The sequence below is a fragment of the Ruegeria sp. N8 genome, from assembly GCF_056531325.1.
This window is the reverse complement of sequence record NZ_JBQFLQ010000002.1, coordinates 43,785-61,286: the sequence shown is the minus strand read 5'-3', so window position 1 is coordinate 61,286 and position 17,502 is coordinate 43,785. Positions and strand designations below refer to the sequence as shown.

Genomic DNA, 17,502 nt, shown 5'->3' with positions numbered 1-17,502 from the left:
GGGCGGTTATGGAACAGCAATCTGCGATCATCATGTGGTTCCGGCGGGACTTGCGCCTGTCAGATCACCCAGCGCTAAGCGCGGCCGCCGCCACCGGTCGGCCCGTCATCCCGCTGTTCATCTGTGATGATCTGACGGACAAATTGGGCGCTGCGCCGAAATGGCGGCTGGGTCTGGGGATTGAGGCTTTTCAGAGCGCCCTCGGCAAGGCCGGAAGCCGTCTGATCCTGCGCAAGGGCATCGCGTTGCAAGTATTGCAAGACGTTGTCGCCGAAACTGGGGCTTCGGCCGTCTATTGGTCGCGCGCCTATGACCTGGATGCCATTTCGCGCGATACCCAGCTAAAATCTGCCCTTAAAGACCAAGGGGTTGAAGCCAAATCCTTCCCTGGCCCTTTGTTGTTCGAGCCTTGGAACGTGGCCACCAAAACGGGTCAGCCGTTTCGCGTGTTTACTCCAATGTGGCGGGCTGTTCAGGGTCGGGCGGTTCCACAACCGTTGGCCGCGCCGACTCGATTGACGCCTCCGGTGCACTGGCCCGAGTCCGAAGATCTGTCCTCATGGCGTTTGAGTGCAGCGATGAACCGGGGCGCGCAGGTCGTGACTCGCTTCGTGCAGCCGGGCGAAACTGCGGCACTGGCCGTATTGCAAGGGTTCTTGAATCGTCTGCCTGACTATTCCCGAAACCGCGACCTGCTGGCGTCCGAGGGGACCTCAACCCTGTCGGAATACCTGTCGCTGGGGGAGATCAGCCCTCGGCGTATTTGGCACGCGGTACAGAATGCTGCCCTGAACGGGGTGTCGGGCTCGGATGCCTATCTGCGTCAGCTTGTCTGGCGCGAGTTCGCCCATCACCTGATGTTTCACTGGCCGCATATCACATATCAGAACTGGAAGCCCGAATGGGATCAGTTTCCATGGCAAACGCGCACTGACCAACCCGAGGTTCTGGCCTGGACGCGGGCCCGAACAGGTATACCAGTGGTGGATGCCGGTCTGCGTGAGATGTATGTGACGGGACGGATGCACAACCGCGCGCGTATGATCGTGGCAAGCTATCTGACCAAGCATCTGATGACACATTGGAAAATCGGGATGCGGTGGTTCGAGGATTGCCTGATTGACTGGGACATCGCCGCCAATGCGATGGGCTGGCAGTGGGTGGCCGGATCGGGGCCGGATGCGTCTCCGTTCTTTAGAGTGTTCAACCCGGTCACGCAGCAAGAAAAGTTTGACCCAGACGGCGAATATGTCCGGCGGTGGATCGCTGAAGGACAAGCCAATCCGCCCGACACCGCGCTTGCCTATTTTGAGGCCATCCCGCGCGCTTGGGGGCTGGCCCCAGATGACGGCTACCCTCAACCCGTTGTCGAATTGGCCGACGGGCGCAGGCGCGCGCTGGCGGCCTATGAACACTACAAGAACCAGTAAGGAACTGAAAACTTGCCAGAAACACAAACTCGGCCTAGCCTACGCCAACAACCGCATAGGGGAGAGCGGATGATCCTGACAACGACAGATGGGCAAGAAAACCTGCCACGATACTTCACGCAAGTGACGAAGATGTTGCGAAAGATGGAGTCCGGTCGCCTGGACATTGTGCTGCCTGATGGCCGCGTGTTTCGCACCGAAGGGGCCAAGCCCGGACCAATCGCGCAGGTAGATATCCATAACCCCGACGTTTTTGCCCGACTAGTGCGTGAAGGTGAGCTTGGGTTCTCGGACGCCTATCTGGAAGGTGACTGGAGCACGCCAGACCTGCGCTCTTTTATGGACCTGGTGCATCTGGGCACCGAAACGGTTTACGACGATTTCACCGGCAAGTTTCTGGTGCAGGCTTATGAGCGTTTGCGGTTCTGGCTAAACGGAAACAGCCGCAAGCAGGCCAAAAAGAACATCTCGTATCACTATGATTTGGGTAATGATTTTTACTCCGCATGGCTGGACGATACGATGACTTATTCCAGCGCTTTGTTCGAAACCGGACAGGAAAGTCTGGAGAAGGCGCAGACGGCAAAATATGCCAGCCTTGTCGACGAGATGGGCGCAAAACCCGGCGATCATATCCTTGAAATCGGATGTGGCTGGGGTGGCTTCGCTGAATATGCCGCGAAAGAGCGTGGCTTGCGGGTCACAGGGCTGACCATCAGCCAAGAGCAGTTGAAGTTTGCGCAAGAACGTATTGAGAAAGCTGGTCTTTCTGATCTTGTTGAATTCAAGTTGCAGGACTACCGGGACGAGCGTGGGCAGTATGATGGCATCGCCTCGATCGAGATGTTCGAAGCAGTGGGTGAGAAATACTGGCCGATTTATTTTGAAACCGTCCGCGAAAGGCTCAAACCAGGCGCGCAGGCCACGTTGCAGATCATCACTGTCGCCGACCATCGCTGGGACGTCTACCGCAATGGTGTTGATTTCATTCAAAAATATATCTTCCCGGGTGGGATGCTGCCCGCGCCGTCCGTGCTAAAGGATCAGGTGACTCAAGCGGGTTTGACCGTGGTCAAATCAAGGGAATTTGGCAAAAGTTACGATCTGACACTGCGACGTTGGTATGACACGTTCAACGATAAATGGGACGATATCGCTCAGATGGGTTTTGATGAGCGTTTTCGCCGCATGTGGAATTATTATTTGACCGCATGTGGCGCGGCCTTTGACACGGGTAATTGCGATGTGACACAGATCACAATAGCAAAACCGAGTTAAACAACGGACCCTTACAATGCCCACCGCGTCTCGTCTTGTCGCTGCAACCTGCTTATTGGTTGTGGCTTTTCTCGTCTCCAGCATGGTGATCGAGAACGGCGAAGAGGGGAAGGATTACGGCTGGTTCACCTATGTCAACATGTTGCTTGGGGTCATCTGTGGCTGGAAAGTCATGGGCAAACGTGCGGGCCGCGGGTGGACAGCCGGTGTGAACAACGGCCTGACCGGGATGGCGGCTCTGGTGTTCTGGGGCCTGTTTGTTCAGGGCTGCAACGAAATGATCCGGCTGGCCATGCGTCACCGCTATGATGGCCCGTTCGAGGCTTTGCTGGCCATTTTTCAGATCAGTGTCGAATTTGGGCAGCAGTTGCTGGCCCCAGAAATACTGTGGACGTTGGCGATCGGTGCGTTGGTCGCGGGTCTTGCCACAGAAGAAGCCAGCCGTCGCTGGCGGTAATTCTCGACCGAATACGAGATTTGATCCGTGACTGAACTGTTTTTCTACGGCACGCTGCAACACCTGCCTTTGCTCGAGCTTGTGCTGGATCGCCCCGCATCTGAAATGAAACTGTCCGAGGCCAGACTGCGCGACCACGCGGTTTATGGGGTCAAAGATCAGGCGTTTCCGATGATCCTGTCAGAAAATGGCGCGTATGCGGAAGGATTGCTGGTTCAGAATCTGTCTCAGAACGACCTTGAGCGGCTCAATTTTTATGAGGGTGGATTTGACTACGAACTGCGCCCACTTCGGGTTGAGACAGTGGGAGGGGCCAGCGTGCAGGCGGATGTGTACTTCCCCGATCCGGGTCTCTGGACCCCGACAGAGCGTTGGGAATTGCGAGATTGGGTAGATCGTTGGGGCGATATTTCCGTAACCGCCGCGCATGAGGTGATGGGCTATTTCGGCAAGATCGACGCGGCCACGCTGGCCAGAAGCTTTCCGGCACTTCGAACACGGGCATGGGCAAAAATCGCCGCGCGTCAGCGCGGGACAGGGGACCTGCGTGATGTTACCAAGGATGTGGTCTTGCATAACCACCGGTATGCTCATGTGAACTACTTCGGAATGGAAGAGGTCGCGTTGCAACACAGGCAACATGACGGCACGATGGGGCCGGTTCTACAACGTAGCAGCCTGATGCAAGGCAGCGCTGTTGTGGTTCTGCCCTATGACCCGGCGCGCGATGTGGTCTTGCTGGTTGAACAATTTCGCCCGCCGGTTTTCATTATCGACGATCCCGAGCCCTGGATGTGGGAACCCGTCGCAGGGATGATCGACCCGGGTGAAACGCCCGAACACGCCGCCCGCCGCGAAGCGCAAGAGGAAGCGGGCGTGGTCTTGCAGTCGCTGGAATATGCGGGAGGGGCCTATTCCTCGAGCGGGTCATCGACCGAATACATTCACCTTTACGTGGGTCTGGCGGATCTGGAACTGACAGTTCAAGGCGGTGGGTTGGCCTCGGAAGGAGAAGATATCCGAAGCCAAATCCTGCCATTTGTCGATTTCATGGATCGTGTCGATGCGCATGGGTTCAAAGATTTGCCTTTGCTGGCGCTGGCCCATTGGCTTGCGCGGCACCGAAACCGTTTGCGCGCCTGAGGATCGCCGCTTGTGGTTGGCGCGCGGCAACTGTAAATCTGCCTTGATCCGTAATGAAATGAGGGCGCCATGCGCATTGCGAAAGACCTTGCCGACGCAGTCGGAAAAACACCACTTATCCGATTGAAGCGCATCAGCGAGGAAACCGGGTGCGAAATTCTGGGGAAGGCCGAGTTCATGAACCCCGGCCAGTCGGTCAAAGACCGCGCCGCGCTCTATATCATTCGGGACGCCATCGCGCGGGGTGAATTGAAACCTGGTGGCACGATCGTCGAAGGCACCGCCGGGAACACCGGGATCGGTCTGGCGCTGGTCGGGGCCTCGATGGGGTTCAAGACTGTAATCGTGATCCCGGAAACCCAGTCCGAAGAGAAAAAGGACATGCTGCGTCTGGCCGGTGCGCAACTGGTGCAGGTGCCTGCCGCGCCCTATCGCAACCCCAACAACTTCGTGCATTACTCGCGCCGTCTGGCCGAGGAACTGGCGCAGACCGAACCCAATGGCGCCATCTGGGCCAATCAGTTTGACAACGTGGCCAACCGTCAGGCGCATGTGGAAACCACCGGGCCTGAGATCTGGGAACAGACCGGCGGAAAAGTCGATGGCTTTGTCTGCGCCGTGGGTTCCGGCGGAACGCTGGCTGGCGTCGCTGATGCATTGCAGCCAAAGGGCGTTAAAATTGGCCTCGTCGATCCGATGGGTGCGGGGCTTTATTCCTACTACACCACCGGTGAGATCGCGATGGAGGGCAGCTCGATCGCCGAAGGCATCGGTCAGGTGCGCATCACCAAGAACCTCGAGGGGTTCAAGCCCGATTACGCCTATCAGATGACCGACAATGAGGCGCTGCCACTCATCTTCGATCTGCTGCGCGAAGAAGGACTGGTTATGGGCGGTTCGACCGCGATCAACATGGCAGGTGCAGTGCGTCTGGCCAAGGACCTTGGGCCGGGCCATACGATCGTGACGATCTTGTGCGACTACGGCACACGCTATCAGTCCAAACTGTTCAACCCGGAATTCCTGCGCGAAAAAGAACTGCCGGTACCCGATTGGATGACCGAAGCCCCACGCAGCATTCCCGGCGTGTTCGAGGACGTGTGATGTTGCGACAGGTCCGCCTGTTCCTGGCGCTTGTCTCGGTTTGTATAGCGGTTCTGTGTGGCCCAGCGGTCGCGCAGCTTTCGGACAGACAGAGCGAGTATTATCAGGGCTGGGTCAAAACAGCGGACCGAGCCGAGACCGTGATCGAAGCGGATCGCGCCTCGAACGCAGCGCTCGAGAATCTGCGTGCGGAAATTCATACGTACCGCGATGACTTCAACCAAGCACGCGGCGCGAATACCGAGCGTATCCAGACGCTTGATGCGCAAATCAAGGCGCTGGGTCCCAAACCCGAAGGTGACGCGACCGAGCCCGAAGACATTGCCGCTCTGCGGGCCCATTTGGAAGAACAGCTGAATACGCTTCAGGTCCCGCAGATCATTTCGGAAGAGGCGTTCAGCCGCGCCAATGGCCTGATCACCGAAATCGACCAGCTCTTGCGGACCCGGCAGACCAAAGAGCTGTTGGAGCGGGGACCGTCGCCGGTCAATCCCGTGTATTGGGGGCCGGCATGGACCGATCTTCGCGAAGCAGGTCAAAGCCTCTTTAACGAGGCGCGTCGAAACTTTGGCACGGATGTCGTGCATGAAAATCTGCGCGATCAGGGGCTGGGTATCGCCCTTCTGGTGGCAGTTGCCGGGGTTTTGCTGTTCTTCGGCAAGCACTGGTCCGAGGTGGCCGGAAACTACATGCGGCAGTTCGGCGGGCAGGGCAGTGGGGTGTGGACCTTTCTGACATCGCTGCTGCGCATTCTTTTACCCTGGCTGGGGGTCTGGCTGGTCGTCAAGGCCATTGTCATGTCCGGACTTCCCGGCTTTCGCGGCACATTGCTGCTGCAAAACGTGCCATATTGGGCTGCGATCATTTTCTATTTCGACTGGATCGGGCGGCAAGTCTATGTGCTGCAAGAAGCACAGGGGTTTAAACGTTTGACCGCCAAGCGCGTGGCTGAGTTGCGGGTCTATCTGGACGTTCTGGCCGTGCTTTTGATCCTGCACGATCTGGTCGACCTATTCGAGCAGATCGAGAATATCTCGGATGCGACGCGCGCTGTTGTCGGGTTCCCCGTCACCATTGTGACCGCACTGGTCCTGTTACGCGTGCGACAGATCCGAAGCACCGAAGCCCCGCTGGATGCTGATGATGGGTCGCTGGCTCGGGGTACGGGTTTGACCCAGTTGATCGAGTTTCTCCGCCGGGCATTGTTCCTGTTGGGTATAGCCAGCCCAATTCTGGCTGTCATCGGCTATACGAATGCCGCCGAAGCGATTGTCTATCCTGCGGTCAAATCACTGGTCCTGATTGGGGCACTGGTCATCTTCCAACGTTTCCTGACGGCCGTTTATGGCTGGATTTCGGGGCAGGGCGAGGCGGCGAAAGATTCGCTTTTTGCGGTCTTGATCGGGTTCGCGATGGCGATCTTTGCGTTGCCAGTTCTGGCGATCTACTGGGGCGCGCGCGAAACCGACTTACTCGAGGTCTGGTCCCGCATCCTGCTGGGTTTTGACATCGGTGGCGTGACGATTTCACCGAAGAATTTCTTAACCTTCCTGATCGTCTTCCTGATGGGCTTTGGCCTGACCCGAATGCTGCAAGGGGGGCTACGCAGTTCCCTGCTGCCCAAGACCAAGATTGACCCCGGTGGCCAGAACGCGATTGTCGCCGGGACAGGCTATGTCGGAATTTTCCTGGCGGCGCTCTGCGCCATTATGGTGGCTGGGTTCGACTTGTCCTCGCTGGCGATTGTTGCTGGTGCGCTGTCGGTCGGTATCGGCTTTGGCTTGCAGACCATCGTGTCTAACTTTGTCTCGGGTATCATCCTGCTTGTCGAGCGTCCGATCTCGAAAGGCGACTGGATCGATGTTAACGGGATGATGGGCTATGTGCGCGATATCTCGGTCCGTTCGACACGGATCGAGACGTTCGACCGATCCGATGTGATTGTGCCGAACTCGGACCTGATCAGCGGTGTGGTGACGAACTATACGCGCGGCAACACGGTCGGGCGAGTGATCGTGCCGGTCGGGGTCGCTTATGGCACCGATACCCGCCGGGTCGAGTCGATCCTGGGCGAGATTGCCAATGCGCATCCCATGGTTTTGGCTAATCCGGCCCCCAATGTGGTGTTTCAGGGGTTTGGCGCAGACTCGCTGGATTTTGAAATCCGGGCTATCCTTCGAGACGTCAACTGGATGCTGTCCGTGAAGTCGGACATGAACCATGAAATCAACCGCCGGTTTATCGAAGAAGGTATCGAAATCCCGTTTGCCCAACGCGACGTCTGGCTGCGCAATCCCGAAACCTTGCGTGTGGCGGATCCCGCCCAGGACAGCGCGGCACAGGCGTCTGCGCCCGCATCCACGCCGATCGAGATGACCGAGGTTGACCTGTCAGGCGGGGACGGGGACGAGCCTTGACGGGTTTCGCGACCCTTTCCGCAAAGCGAAAAAAACGCTCTAATCGGGCCTTGCAAATCCCCAAGCGATAGTCCAAATATCGCCCGCACGGAGAGGTGGCCGAGTGGTCGAAGGCGCACGCCTGGAAAGTGTGTAGGCGGGAAACCGTCTCCAGGGTTCGAATCCCTGTCTCTCCGCCACAATCCCTCAATTCTCGAACCTCAGATTTACCCCCAGACTGTTTTGGCCCGAGGCGAATTTCTCCTTGGACCTTAGGTCGCGTGCCTGCTGGTTTGTTGTCTGAACGTCGCATAGTTTGACCGCTTCAGATAAATAACCGCTTTTGTCGCAAGTTGGGCGCAATACTGCCATATCAGTCGGGCATCGGGACATCGTTGTGTAGTCCGAAACGGCAATGTGACAGATCGGTAACTACAGGCTGAAATCTGACGTGTTTGCATTAGCGGTCGTTTCGGCTTGAGATATCAAGGGTAAGGACCCGAAAACTAGGAGTTGACCGGCCTCGCATGGCGGGGTTGGGATGTGCATAAAACGAGTAGGGCAATTTGCCTGCGGAGGTTAGATGTTATTGTCTGTTGTTGTCCCTTGCATGAACGAAGAGGACTCTCTTCCCATGTTGGTGGACCGTCTGATCGCTGCGACCAGGGCCTGGGCCTCGGAGGTTGAGATCGTGCTGGTTGATGACGGCTCAACGGACAAGACCTGGGACGGCATTTGCGCACAGGCGGATCGACATTCATGTGTGCGCGGCTTGAAGTTGTCGACCAATCGCGGACATCAGGTAGCACTGACCGCAGGTCTGATGGCAGCCAAAGGCGAGCGGATTTTCATGCTGGACGCGGACTTGCAGGATCCGCCGGAATTGCTGTCGGATATGATGGCGATGATGGATCGTGGGTATGATGTGGTCTATGGTCGGCGTAGTGAGCGCAAGGGCGAAAGCTGGTTCAAGAAGATGACCGCGCACGGGTTTTACCGCTTACTGAATCGCCTGTCCGATGTTCCGATCCCGAATGATACGGGCGATTTCCGGCTGGTCAGTCGCCGCGCGCTGGATGCGGTTTTGAACATGCCCGAGCGATCTCGGTTCATTCGCGGCATGTTTGCCTGGGTCGGGTTTCGCCAGATTGGCATTGAATACATCCGCGACCCCCGCGTGACCGGTGAGACTAAATATCCGATGTCCAAAATGATTAGGCTGGCCTTTGACGCTCTGTCCAGCTTTTCGATTAAGCCCCTGCAAATCGCCACTCGCCTTGCCTTTCTGACCCTGATCATTGCGGCCTTGATGGCCGTTTATGTGTTCTGGTCCCTAATCCTTTATAACACTGTGGCTGGTTGGGCCTCGACCGTTCTGGTGATCAGCTTCTTCTCGGGCATTCAACTGCTGACGCTCGGCATCATCGGCGAGTATCTTGGTCGCCTTTATGTCGAGGCCAAGGGCCGCCCGTTGTATTTTGTCGATGAACATGTCGGGCAATCCACGGATGTCTCGGTTAAGGACGTATCAAAGCAGGCATGACCGATACACGTCGCATATTCCGCTTTGCGGTCGTTGGTACAGGCGTGGCTGTCTACTATTTCCTGACCTATCTGGGGCTGTTGCGGCTTGTCGGCTCACCTTGGATTGCCAATGCGCTGGCTTTTGGAACCGCGATCTTGATCCAGTATATAGGTCAGTCTGTCTGGACCTTCGGCAAGCCCGTCATGGCGCCGGCTCAGTTTGGTCGGTTCTTGTGCATGATCGGCATCGGACTTGTCGTTTCATCAACCATTACAGGTGTTTTGGGGCCTCGGTTTGGACTGTCTCAACCGGTCACCGCCGGACTAGTAGTCATCGTCCTGCCTGTCATAAATTTTGTGATCCTGCGGCTTTGGGTCTACCGCGAAGAAAAGTCACTTTGAAAGAGTAGCTATGTCTCACATCTATTCGAACGAGTTCTTTGATTATATCGACCGCGGAGCCCGCGAATCCGCTGTCCGGCTGATCCGTTGTCTTCAGACATGGGTCAAGCCAGACAGTGTTGTCGATTTCGGCTGTGGCCGAGGTGTCTGGCTGTCGGAATGGTCCGCGGCGGGATGCCCGGATATCGCCGGTGTAGACGGAGACTATGTTGATCGTGAGCGTCTGGCCATTTCACCGGATGCTTTTTTTGGAAAGGACCTAACTCAGCCCGTCGATCTTGGGCGGCGTTTTGGTCTGGCCCAATCTTTAGAAGTCGGTGAGCATCTGCCGCATGAGGCCTCGTCCAGTCTTGTGCAAAGCCTGACAGCCCATAGCGACCTTGTGTTGTTCTCGGCGGCGGTCCCGGGGCAGGGCGGAGAGTTCCATATCAACGAGCAACCTTTATCGTTCTGGCAAGGGCTGTTCGAAACGCAGGGGTACACGGCCTACGATTGCCTGCGCCCAAAACTGTTTTCCGACGGGGCAATCGAGCCCTGGTACCGCTACAACAGTGTGCTTTACGCCAATGCGGCTGCAGCAGCGTCCTTACCGCCAGAGGTTTTGGCAACAAAGGTTGCACCCGGAGCGCTGCGTGAGGTTGGAACCATCGGTTGGAACTTGCGAAAGATGATTGTCCGGCGACTGCCATTGCGTACGGTCACCGCAATCGCGCAAGCCCGCGCTTCAATTGTCGCACGGTCTCATCGGAGCAACTGATGACCGCGCGTTCGGATATAACGCTGGTTTTCTGGCTGACGCTGCTTTGCCTCGGAACTCTGATGGCGACCTATGGGCCATTTCTGAGCGATCCATTTGTCCGTCATGACGACTTTCCCGCCTTGCTGGGCCATTTCGACATGGCTTATAGCAAAGCGCTGGATGAGGGGCGCTGGCTAAATTTCTGGTGGCAGTTTCGACCGTTCCTCTGGCCTGCACCGGTCAATTTTGCATTGTACCTTCTGGGTTGGTCGATCTTTTCTGCATGCACCGCGATCATAGTCCTTGGGCGCTCCATACCTGCGTGGTTCCTGTGCGTCATGGCATTGTTCGTCGCGTTGTCGCGGCCGGCTTTTCTGATATCGTTCTGGTTCAACACTTTGCTGCCCGGTATCTGGGTACTAGCGTTGTTTTCACTGGCCGTAGTTTTTCTGTCCCATCGGGCGTCAGTTCTGTTGCTGATCGTGGCGGTGCCGCTGTCGTTTATGGCCTACACCACATACCCGTTCATGATGTTGAGCCTTGTTTTGCTGTCCCGAAAGGCGCCGCAAACCTATGTCAGTGCGGGCGTAACACTGGTGGTTTTTTTTGCGAGCCTCGCATTGGCCTTCGGTGTGGTCTACTCGTTGAACTTCCTGCATCACGGAGTGTTCGACATTCCGGTGGCCGAGTGGCGCGACCCGACCGAGGTCAAGTCGATAAGCGATCTGGCTTTGAACTATCAAAAGCTTAAACTGCACCTGTACGAAAACTTGCATCGCGTCGGCAGCGGGTCTTTGTCCAACGGGGTGTTTTTGATATCGCTCTTCGCGGTTTCGTGGCTTTACCTGTTTCGGCGTCAACGTTATGCGGCAACGATTGTACTTGTCGCGGTTCTCGCCGGTTGTGGCCCTTTGTTCGCCAAAACGCTGACATCAGGTCTTAAGGTTCCGTTTCGGGCACTTGGTTGGAACTGGATTTTGTTCGGTTACACCCTGACAATGTCGGTGTTTATTCTTACGAACACATCCACCCGGTTGGCCAGCGTCGCGCGCATTGTGATCATGTGTGTTCTGTTGATCGCAACAATCCAATTCGGACGCATCACCTACGGCACCTTTCCTCTTTGGCAAAAAACAACGCGGACTTTGGCGGATGAGATCCCAGACGGGATGAACCGTGTGCAGCTTTATGGTAGTTACTACGGATTGGAAGGCGCGCGCGAGGCGTTCATTCAGTTTGATCGCGGATTGCGTCTGCGGTTGGAATATCTGACTGGGGCAGAGGTTGTATCGTGCGACACGACACCAGACGAGTGTACGGATGCCACCCCGCCATTTGATCCGCTGGGCTGGACGCATACATCTTTAGTCGAAACGGATGGCCCCGTGGCATTTGTCCTGCTGCCGAGCCCGCCGGTCGGGCCATAGTCTGACGGCGGTTATGGCAGGTTCGAGATTGCGTTGCGCTGAATCTCCGTCTCTGTCCGGTCGACGGTAAAAACACATTTGTAACCGCAGGGCGAAGGATTTATGACCCTGACGCAAGGTGCCAGTTTATGCGGCCGTCGGCCATGGCGCGCCCCCTTTAGGTATCGGATCCAAATGATTGACCTGACTGACCACACCCCATTGCGCAAAAGCCGGAATTACCTGATCTTTCAGCACCCCGATCGGCAGGATGCCTTGTTGAAAGTCCGCGCGGATGTTCCTGTACGTGATCATTGGATTCCGCGCTATGCGGAATGGCGCTATGGCAACCTGCGCCAATGGAACCGCGAAGCCAACGAATATTTGGCCGCGCTGCATCGCTGTTGCCCCGAGATTGAACGTCTGGCCCATTTCATGGGCTATGCACCGACGTCATTGGGGCCGGCGCTTGTTGTCGAGAAAATGACGGGACCAGATGGAGATCTGGCGCCGACAGTGTACAAGGAATGGATGTCGCTCAAAGAGGATCCCGCTGGACGCAAACGCCTTGGGGAAGAGTTCATGGAGTTGCTAGACGACTTGGAACGGGGGCGGATCATCGTCGGCGACATGAGCCACGAAAACATAGTGCGGGCCGAAGAACGCGGCGGCAAATTGGTGGTGATTGATGGTTTGGGCGAACGTGTCTTGTTTCCGCTGGCCTTGTTCAGCGACTGGGCATTTCGCAAGTCCATGCAGCGTCGTCGGGAACGGATGGGCAGCATGTTTGGAATTCGCTCTTAGGGCTGCATTTCTGCTAGGATCCCCGGATGCATGAGGAAAACAGGATCACGATCGGATTTCTGCTGTTTGACGGCTTTCCGATGGCCTGCCTGACCTCCGTCATCGAACCGCTTCGGGCGGCCAATGAAATCGCCGGGAAGCAAGCCTTTGGATGGGTGCTTGTGTCCGAGCGTGGGCAAAAGGTTCAATCCAGTGCGGGTGTGGGGTTTGAAGCCGCGCTAGCCCTGACAGGGTGCAAGGATATCGACATCCTGTTTCTGCTCAGCAGTCCGACATCCGGGTTTGCCGATCCGCGCACTGGAAACGGCGCGTTACGTGGATTTGGTCGGCACGGCACTGTCCTCGGCGGCATTAGCGGAGGCGTATTCCCCCTTGTTCGCTCGGGCGCGATGGTGGATCAGCCGGTCTCGGTTCATTGGTGTTATGAAGCGGCGTTCGAGGCTGAGTTTCCCGACATAGACGCGCGCAGTGAAGTGATTGTGCGCACCGATACGCGCTGGACCGCCGCGGGCGCGGCCGCTGGATTTGATCTGGCGTTGCACTTGATTTCAGACCGTCTTGGCAGCGAGATCGCGCATGAGGTCGCCTGCTGGTTTCAGCACCCGATGATGCGAGGCGCAGGGGTGCGTCAAAAAGTACCGGACACAACTGCACCTGGTTCAGGTGATCAACTGCCCCCGTTGGTTGCGCGTAGCGTTGAGCTATTTGCCGGCCATCTGAGCGAACCGATCTCGATTGCAGAAGTTGCCGGGCAGATGAGGGTCACGCCCCGCCAGATCGAGCGAGCTTTCAAACAGGCGACGGGTCAAAGCCCAAGCCACTACTATCGGTCTATGCGCATGAAAGCCGCGCGCCAGATGGTTATGTATACGAAAGACCCGATTGCACAGATTGCCGCTGCAGTCGGGTACAGCTCGGTCACGCCGTTGGTATCGCACTACAAAGCGGCCTTTGGGCTAAGTCCTGCAGAGGACCGTCGCCGGATCAACCGGTTCCGGGTCGAGGACAACGCGCCGTTGCCTTCGATCTGATTGTCTTAATGGGCCGAACGCATGGCCGCCAGAACCGCATGGTGCAGCGATCCGGCCGATGATCTGGGACCATAAAGGCTGACATGGTCGGCGCTGCGGCACAGGATGAAACACCCGATGTGATGAACTGCGCCCCGCGCGACGTGACCGGACTGAAACTGACGTAGGTCCAGTTGGCATAGCAATTCCAGAACCGCGTTGATCCCGTCGCCCTGCAAGTCGAACCGCGCCCAGGCATCCGTCTGCTCAGTGACAGAAGCGACGGTTCCGACGGCGGTCTTGACGTAGGCGGCAAGGTCTTCTTGGGTGGAGAAGGGGGCTTCGATCATCCATTGGTCCGGGCCGGACCAGAAGGCGGTCACAGGGTCTCCGGCAAAACGCTGCACGGTCGGTGTTACGGTTCCGATAAGCCGCGCCACCTCATCCTGCGTTGCAGCCTCGTGCCCCAACCGGGCAGTGACTGAGGCCAACGCCACATCTGGGACTTCAGAACATGTGACCGAACCGACCGTATCCACGCGTGGCGCGGCCCCGCCGAGGGCGGTTATTGCAACAAGATCATGCACGCAGTCGTTCTCCTTCGGGGTCAACGAAATGAGCCGAGACAATTTCGACTTCGACATTCAATTCGGTCAGGGGTGACACAAGGCGCATCTTCTCGCCCATCCGCGCGCCGCCGCGTTTCAGCAGGCCCAGCCCGATATGACTGTTCAGATTGGGCGAATAGGCCGCCGAGGTCACATAGCCCTGATCATGTGCTGCATCGACCGGTCCATCCGCATTCATCAAATGGCCGCCAGCGGTGATCTTGTCCTGCGGATTCACAGGCTTTAGCCCGACCAGTTTCAGCACATCCGGTGCGGTCAACGCTTCACGCTCGGACAGAACAGAACCAATGCTGTCTTTCTTCTTTGACACCATCTTGCCCAGACCAAGGTTCAGCGCCGTGGTGGTGCCGTTCAACTCATTGCCGACCGGGTGGCCCTTTTCGATGCGCATCACGCTCAGCGCTTCGGTGCCATAAGGGGTGACGTCAAACTCTGCGCCCTCTGTCATCAACCGCCGCATCAGCGCATCTCCATAGCGCGACGGGACGGCAATCTCGAACGCCAATTCGCCCGAGAACGAGATACGGAACAGCCGCGCCCGTAATCCACCACAGACGGTGATCTTGCCGCAGGCCATGAAGGGAAACGCCTCGTTCGAAATATCGAATTCCGGGTCCACGATCTTTTGCAGAAGCTTGCGCGAATTTGGTCCCGCCACCGCGTATTGCGCCCAACCATCGGTGGTCGAGATCAGCTGCACATCCATGTCCGGGAACAGGCACTGGCGCACGAATTCCATGTGGCGATAAACACTTGCAGCATTCGCCGTGGTTGTGGTGACAACGAAATGATCCTCGGCCAGCCGTGCGGCGGTGCCGTCATCCATGACCATCCCATCCTCGCGCAGCATCAGCCCATAGCGCGTTTTGCCCACTGCAAGCTTGGCAAAGCCGTTGGCGTAGACGCGGTTGAGGAACTCGGCAGCATCCGTGCCCTGCACGTCGATCTTGCCCAGCGTGGTGCAATCGCACACCCCGACCGAGGCGCGGGTTTGGCGCACCTCACGGTCGACGGAGTCGCGCCAATGCGTCTCACCGGGCAGGGGAAACCACTGCGCACGCAGCCAGTTCCCAGCCTCGACAAACACCGCCCCGCGCTCCTTGGCCCAATGGTGCGATGGGGTCAGGCGGGTCGGGTGGAAGTCCTTGCCCGTCATTCGGCCCGCGAAGGCACCGATGGGCACCGGGGTATAGGGCGGGCGGAAAATGGTTGTGCCGGTTTCGGGGATCGACTTGCCCGCAACCTCGGCCATGATCGCAAGGCCCGTGATGTTCGAAGTCTTGCCCTGATCGGTTGCCATGCCCAGCGTGGTATAGCGTTTCAGATGCTCGACCGAGCGGAAGCCTTCCTGATAGCTGAGCTTCACGTCCTTGACCGTCACGTCGTTCTGCTGATCGACCCATGCGCGTTTGCAGCCCTGCACATACCAGAACGGCTTTAGCGCAATGGGCGCGTCCTCGGCTTCTGGCAGGTCCGGCAGGGTGGTCAGGTCCAGCGCGGCAGCGGCCGCTTCGGCTCCCGAGCGCAGTGCGCCGTGGGTTGACATGACGCCATTGGCAGAACCCGCGACGGACATGCCAACCGGTAGGTTTTCTCCCGGAACGAAAGCAGCAAGGGCTTCGTTCCAAACAGGGCGTCCGCGTTGGTGGCAGGTCAGGTGGACATTCGGGTTCCAGCCGCCCGACACGCCCAGCGCGCCACAATCCAGTGTCCGGGTCGAACCATCGGGCAAGGCGACCTCGACAAAGCTCAAGCCCAGACGGCCCCTGGTGTTCATGACCTGCGCGCCTTTTAGCACCTCATAGTCATAGCTGAGGGGGGCATCTTCGCGCACATCGACCACGGCGGCGATTTTAACACCCTTGGCGTGTAGGTCATCGGCCGTGCGGTGGCCGTCATCATTGCTGGTAAAGATCGCAACCCGCGGCGAAGCTGTCACCGCAAAGCGATTGGCATAAGTCCGCAGCGCGCTGGCGGTCATGATGCCGGGGCGGTCATTGTTTTCAAATGCAATGGGACGCTCGGTTGCTCCGGCACACAGCAGGGCCTTTTGGGTATAGATGCGCCACAGGATCTGGCGCGGTTTGCCAGCAGGCAGCGAGGGCAGATGATCACCCGTCCGCTCGACCGCCCCATAGATTCCATGGTCAAACGCTCCGATCACCGTGGTGCGCGGCATCAGCCGGACGTTCGGCATTGCCAACAGTTCGGCCACGGTTTGTGCCGTCCAGTCGGGGGCGCTGTGGTCGCCGACCGAGAAGGTCTCGCTGTTCAGGCGTCCGCCCAGCGTGAAATCCTCGTCTGCCAATATGACATCTGCGCCAGCACGCCCGGCGGTCAACGCTGCCATCAGGCCCGCAGGTCCGGCACCGATGATCAGCAGATCGCAGTGACGAAACCCCTTGTCGTATTCATCCGGGTCCGCCTGCATCGACAGTGAGCCAAGGCCAGCAGCGCGGCGTATGATAGGCTCGTACAGTTTCTCCCAAAACGCAGCGGGCCACATGAAGGTTTTGTAGTAGAACCCCGCCGACAGGAAGTTGGAAAACAAGTCATTCACCGCAAGCGCATCGAACCGAAGACTTGGCCAACGGTTTTGCGAGTTTGCGATCAACCCGTCGAACATCTCGATCGTCGTGGCGCGGGTGTTGGGTTCCTTGCGGGCGCCTGCGCGCAGTTCCACCATGCCGTTGGGTTCCTCGGATCCCGCCGTCAGCAGCCCGCGTGGGCGGTGGTATTTGAACGATCGCCCGATCAGTCGCACATTGTTGGCCAGCAGCGCTGAGGCCAGAGTATCTCCGGGGTGCGCGGTATAGCTGCGCCCGTCAAAGTAGAAGTTCAGGGTCTTATTGCGGTCGATCTGCCCGCCGGTCAATCGGTTCGCTTGTGTCATTTCGAACGTCCCCGCGCGCGGGCCACATCGCGGGCCAGTTCAACCTTGGAAATCTCGTGGGTCAGAGTGTTGCGGGTGACAACTAGCCAAGACCGGTCCCCGGCTTCGTGATACCACAGCTCGTGGTGTTCACCGGCGGGGTTGTCGCGCAGATAAGCATAGTCATAGAACGCGTCGGCGGCATTCTCGGCCATTCCGTCGGGCCGGTCGATCAGGGATGCATCGCCCAGATAGGTGAATTCTGAGGCATCCCGGGGCCCAAGCAGAGGGTGGTTGATGATCATATC

At 57.9% G+C, this 17,502-nt stretch carries 15 protein-coding genes and 1 tRNA gene; 13 read left to right on the top strand and 3 right to left on the bottom strand.

Annotated elements, in window-relative coordinates:
* The first annotated feature begins 8 nt into the window (after positions 1 to 8).
* The 13 genes from ACR0C5_RS04400 (at position 9) to ACR0C5_RS04340 (ending at position 13,714) form a co-directional block, all read left to right on the top strand.
* Positions 9 to 1,430 carry a cryptochrome/photolyase family protein gene (locus ACR0C5_RS04400; protein WP_480874840.1) on the top strand — a complete coding sequence of 474 codons (1,422 nt, stop codon included), beginning with the start codon at positions 9 to 11 and terminating at the stop codon, positions 1,428 to 1,430.
* Positions 1,431 to 1,499: 69 nt separating this feature from the next.
* On the top strand, positions 1,500 to 2,708 hold the full coding sequence (locus ACR0C5_RS04395) for an SAM-dependent methyltransferase (protein ID WP_170769546.1): 1,209 nt from the start codon (positions 1,500 to 1,502) through the stop codon (positions 2,706 to 2,708).
* 16 nt (positions 2,709 to 2,724) lie between these two features.
* Positions 2,725 to 3,165 carry a TrgA family protein gene (locus tag ACR0C5_RS04390; RefSeq protein ID WP_170769547.1) on the top strand — a complete coding sequence of 147 codons (441 nt, stop codon included), beginning with the start codon at positions 2,725 to 2,727 and terminating at the stop codon, positions 3,163 to 3,165.
* Between the two features lie 27 nt (positions 3,166 to 3,192).
* A complete protein-coding gene (locus ACR0C5_RS04385) occupies positions 3,193 to 4,308 on the top strand; it encodes an NUDIX domain-containing protein (RefSeq protein ID WP_480874836.1) in 1,116 nt (371 codons plus the stop codon).
* Positions 4,309 to 4,377: 69 nt separating this feature from the next.
* A complete protein-coding gene (locus ACR0C5_RS04380; protein WP_170788575.1) occupies positions 4,378 to 5,412 on the top strand; it encodes a cysteine synthase A in 1,035 nt (344 codons plus the stop codon).
* Entirely contained in the window at positions 5,412 to 7,829 is a 2,418-nt protein-coding gene (locus ACR0C5_RS04375) for a DUF3772 domain-containing protein (RefSeq protein WP_480874833.1), read from the top strand. The genes ACR0C5_RS04380 and ACR0C5_RS04375 overlap by 1 nt, the downstream gene beginning before the upstream one ends.
* A gap of 89 nt (positions 7,830 to 7,918) precedes the next feature.
* Positions 7,919 to 8,008 (top strand) — tRNA-Ser (locus tag ACR0C5_RS04370).
* Positions 8,009 to 8,391: 383 nt separating this feature from the next.
* The gene (locus tag ACR0C5_RS04365; RefSeq protein ID WP_480874831.1) at positions 8,392 to 9,351 is read left to right on the top strand and encodes a glycosyltransferase family 2 protein; all 960 of its coding nucleotides are present in this window, start codon (positions 8,392 to 8,394) and stop codon (positions 9,349 to 9,351) included.
* Entirely contained in the window at positions 9,348 to 9,734 is a 387-nt protein-coding gene (locus tag ACR0C5_RS04360) for a GtrA family protein (RefSeq protein WP_170769552.1), read from the top strand. Before ACR0C5_RS04365 ends, ACR0C5_RS04360 begins: the two co-directional genes overlap by 4 nt.
* Positions 9,735 to 9,744: 10 nt before the next feature.
* Complete coding sequence (locus tag ACR0C5_RS04355) at positions 9,745 to 10,491, top strand: methyltransferase domain-containing protein (protein WP_170788578.1); 747 nt, start codon at positions 9,745 to 9,747, stop codon at positions 10,489 to 10,491.
* The gene (locus ACR0C5_RS04350; protein ID WP_480874828.1) at positions 10,491 to 11,900 is read left to right on the top strand and encodes a hypothetical protein; all 1,410 of its coding nucleotides are present in this window, start codon (positions 10,491 to 10,493) and stop codon (positions 11,898 to 11,900) included. Before ACR0C5_RS04355 ends, ACR0C5_RS04350 begins: the two co-directional genes overlap by 1 nt.
* Positions 11,901 to 12,074: 174 nt before the next feature.
* Positions 12,075 to 12,683 (top strand): YrbL family protein, encoded by a 609-nt coding sequence (locus ACR0C5_RS04345; RefSeq protein ID WP_170769555.1) that lies wholly within the window; start codon positions 12,075 to 12,077, stop codon positions 12,681 to 12,683.
* 26 nt (positions 12,684 to 12,709) lie between these two features.
* Complete coding sequence (locus ACR0C5_RS04340; RefSeq protein WP_170769556.1) at positions 12,710 to 13,714, top strand: GlxA family transcriptional regulator; 1,005 nt, start codon at positions 12,710 to 12,712, stop codon at positions 13,712 to 13,714.
* A 5-nt stretch (positions 13,715 to 13,719) separates the two neighbouring features.
* On the opposite strand, the gene ACR0C5_RS04335 is transcribed toward ACR0C5_RS04340, so the two are convergent.
* The 3 genes from ACR0C5_RS04335 to ACR0C5_RS04325 are packed head-to-tail and all read right to left on the bottom strand — an operon-like array spanning position 13,720 to position 17,499.
* Complete coding sequence (locus tag ACR0C5_RS04335) at positions 13,720 to 14,280, bottom strand: sarcosine oxidase subunit gamma (protein ID WP_480502928.1); 561 nt, start codon at positions 14,278 to 14,280, stop codon at positions 13,720 to 13,722.
* Positions 14,273 to 17,215 (bottom strand): sarcosine oxidase subunit alpha family protein, encoded by a 2,943-nt coding sequence (locus tag ACR0C5_RS04330; RefSeq protein ID WP_480874823.1) that lies wholly within the window; start codon positions 17,213 to 17,215, stop codon positions 14,273 to 14,275. Before ACR0C5_RS04330 ends, ACR0C5_RS04335 begins: the two co-directional genes overlap by 8 nt.
* Positions 17,212 to 17,499, bottom strand: a complete 288-nt coding sequence (locus ACR0C5_RS04325; protein WP_480874821.1) for a sarcosine oxidase subunit delta — start codon at positions 17,497 to 17,499, stop codon at positions 17,212 to 17,214. The genes ACR0C5_RS04330 and ACR0C5_RS04325 overlap by 4 nt, the downstream gene beginning before the upstream one ends.
* Positions 17,500 to 17,502 lie beyond the last annotated feature (3 nt).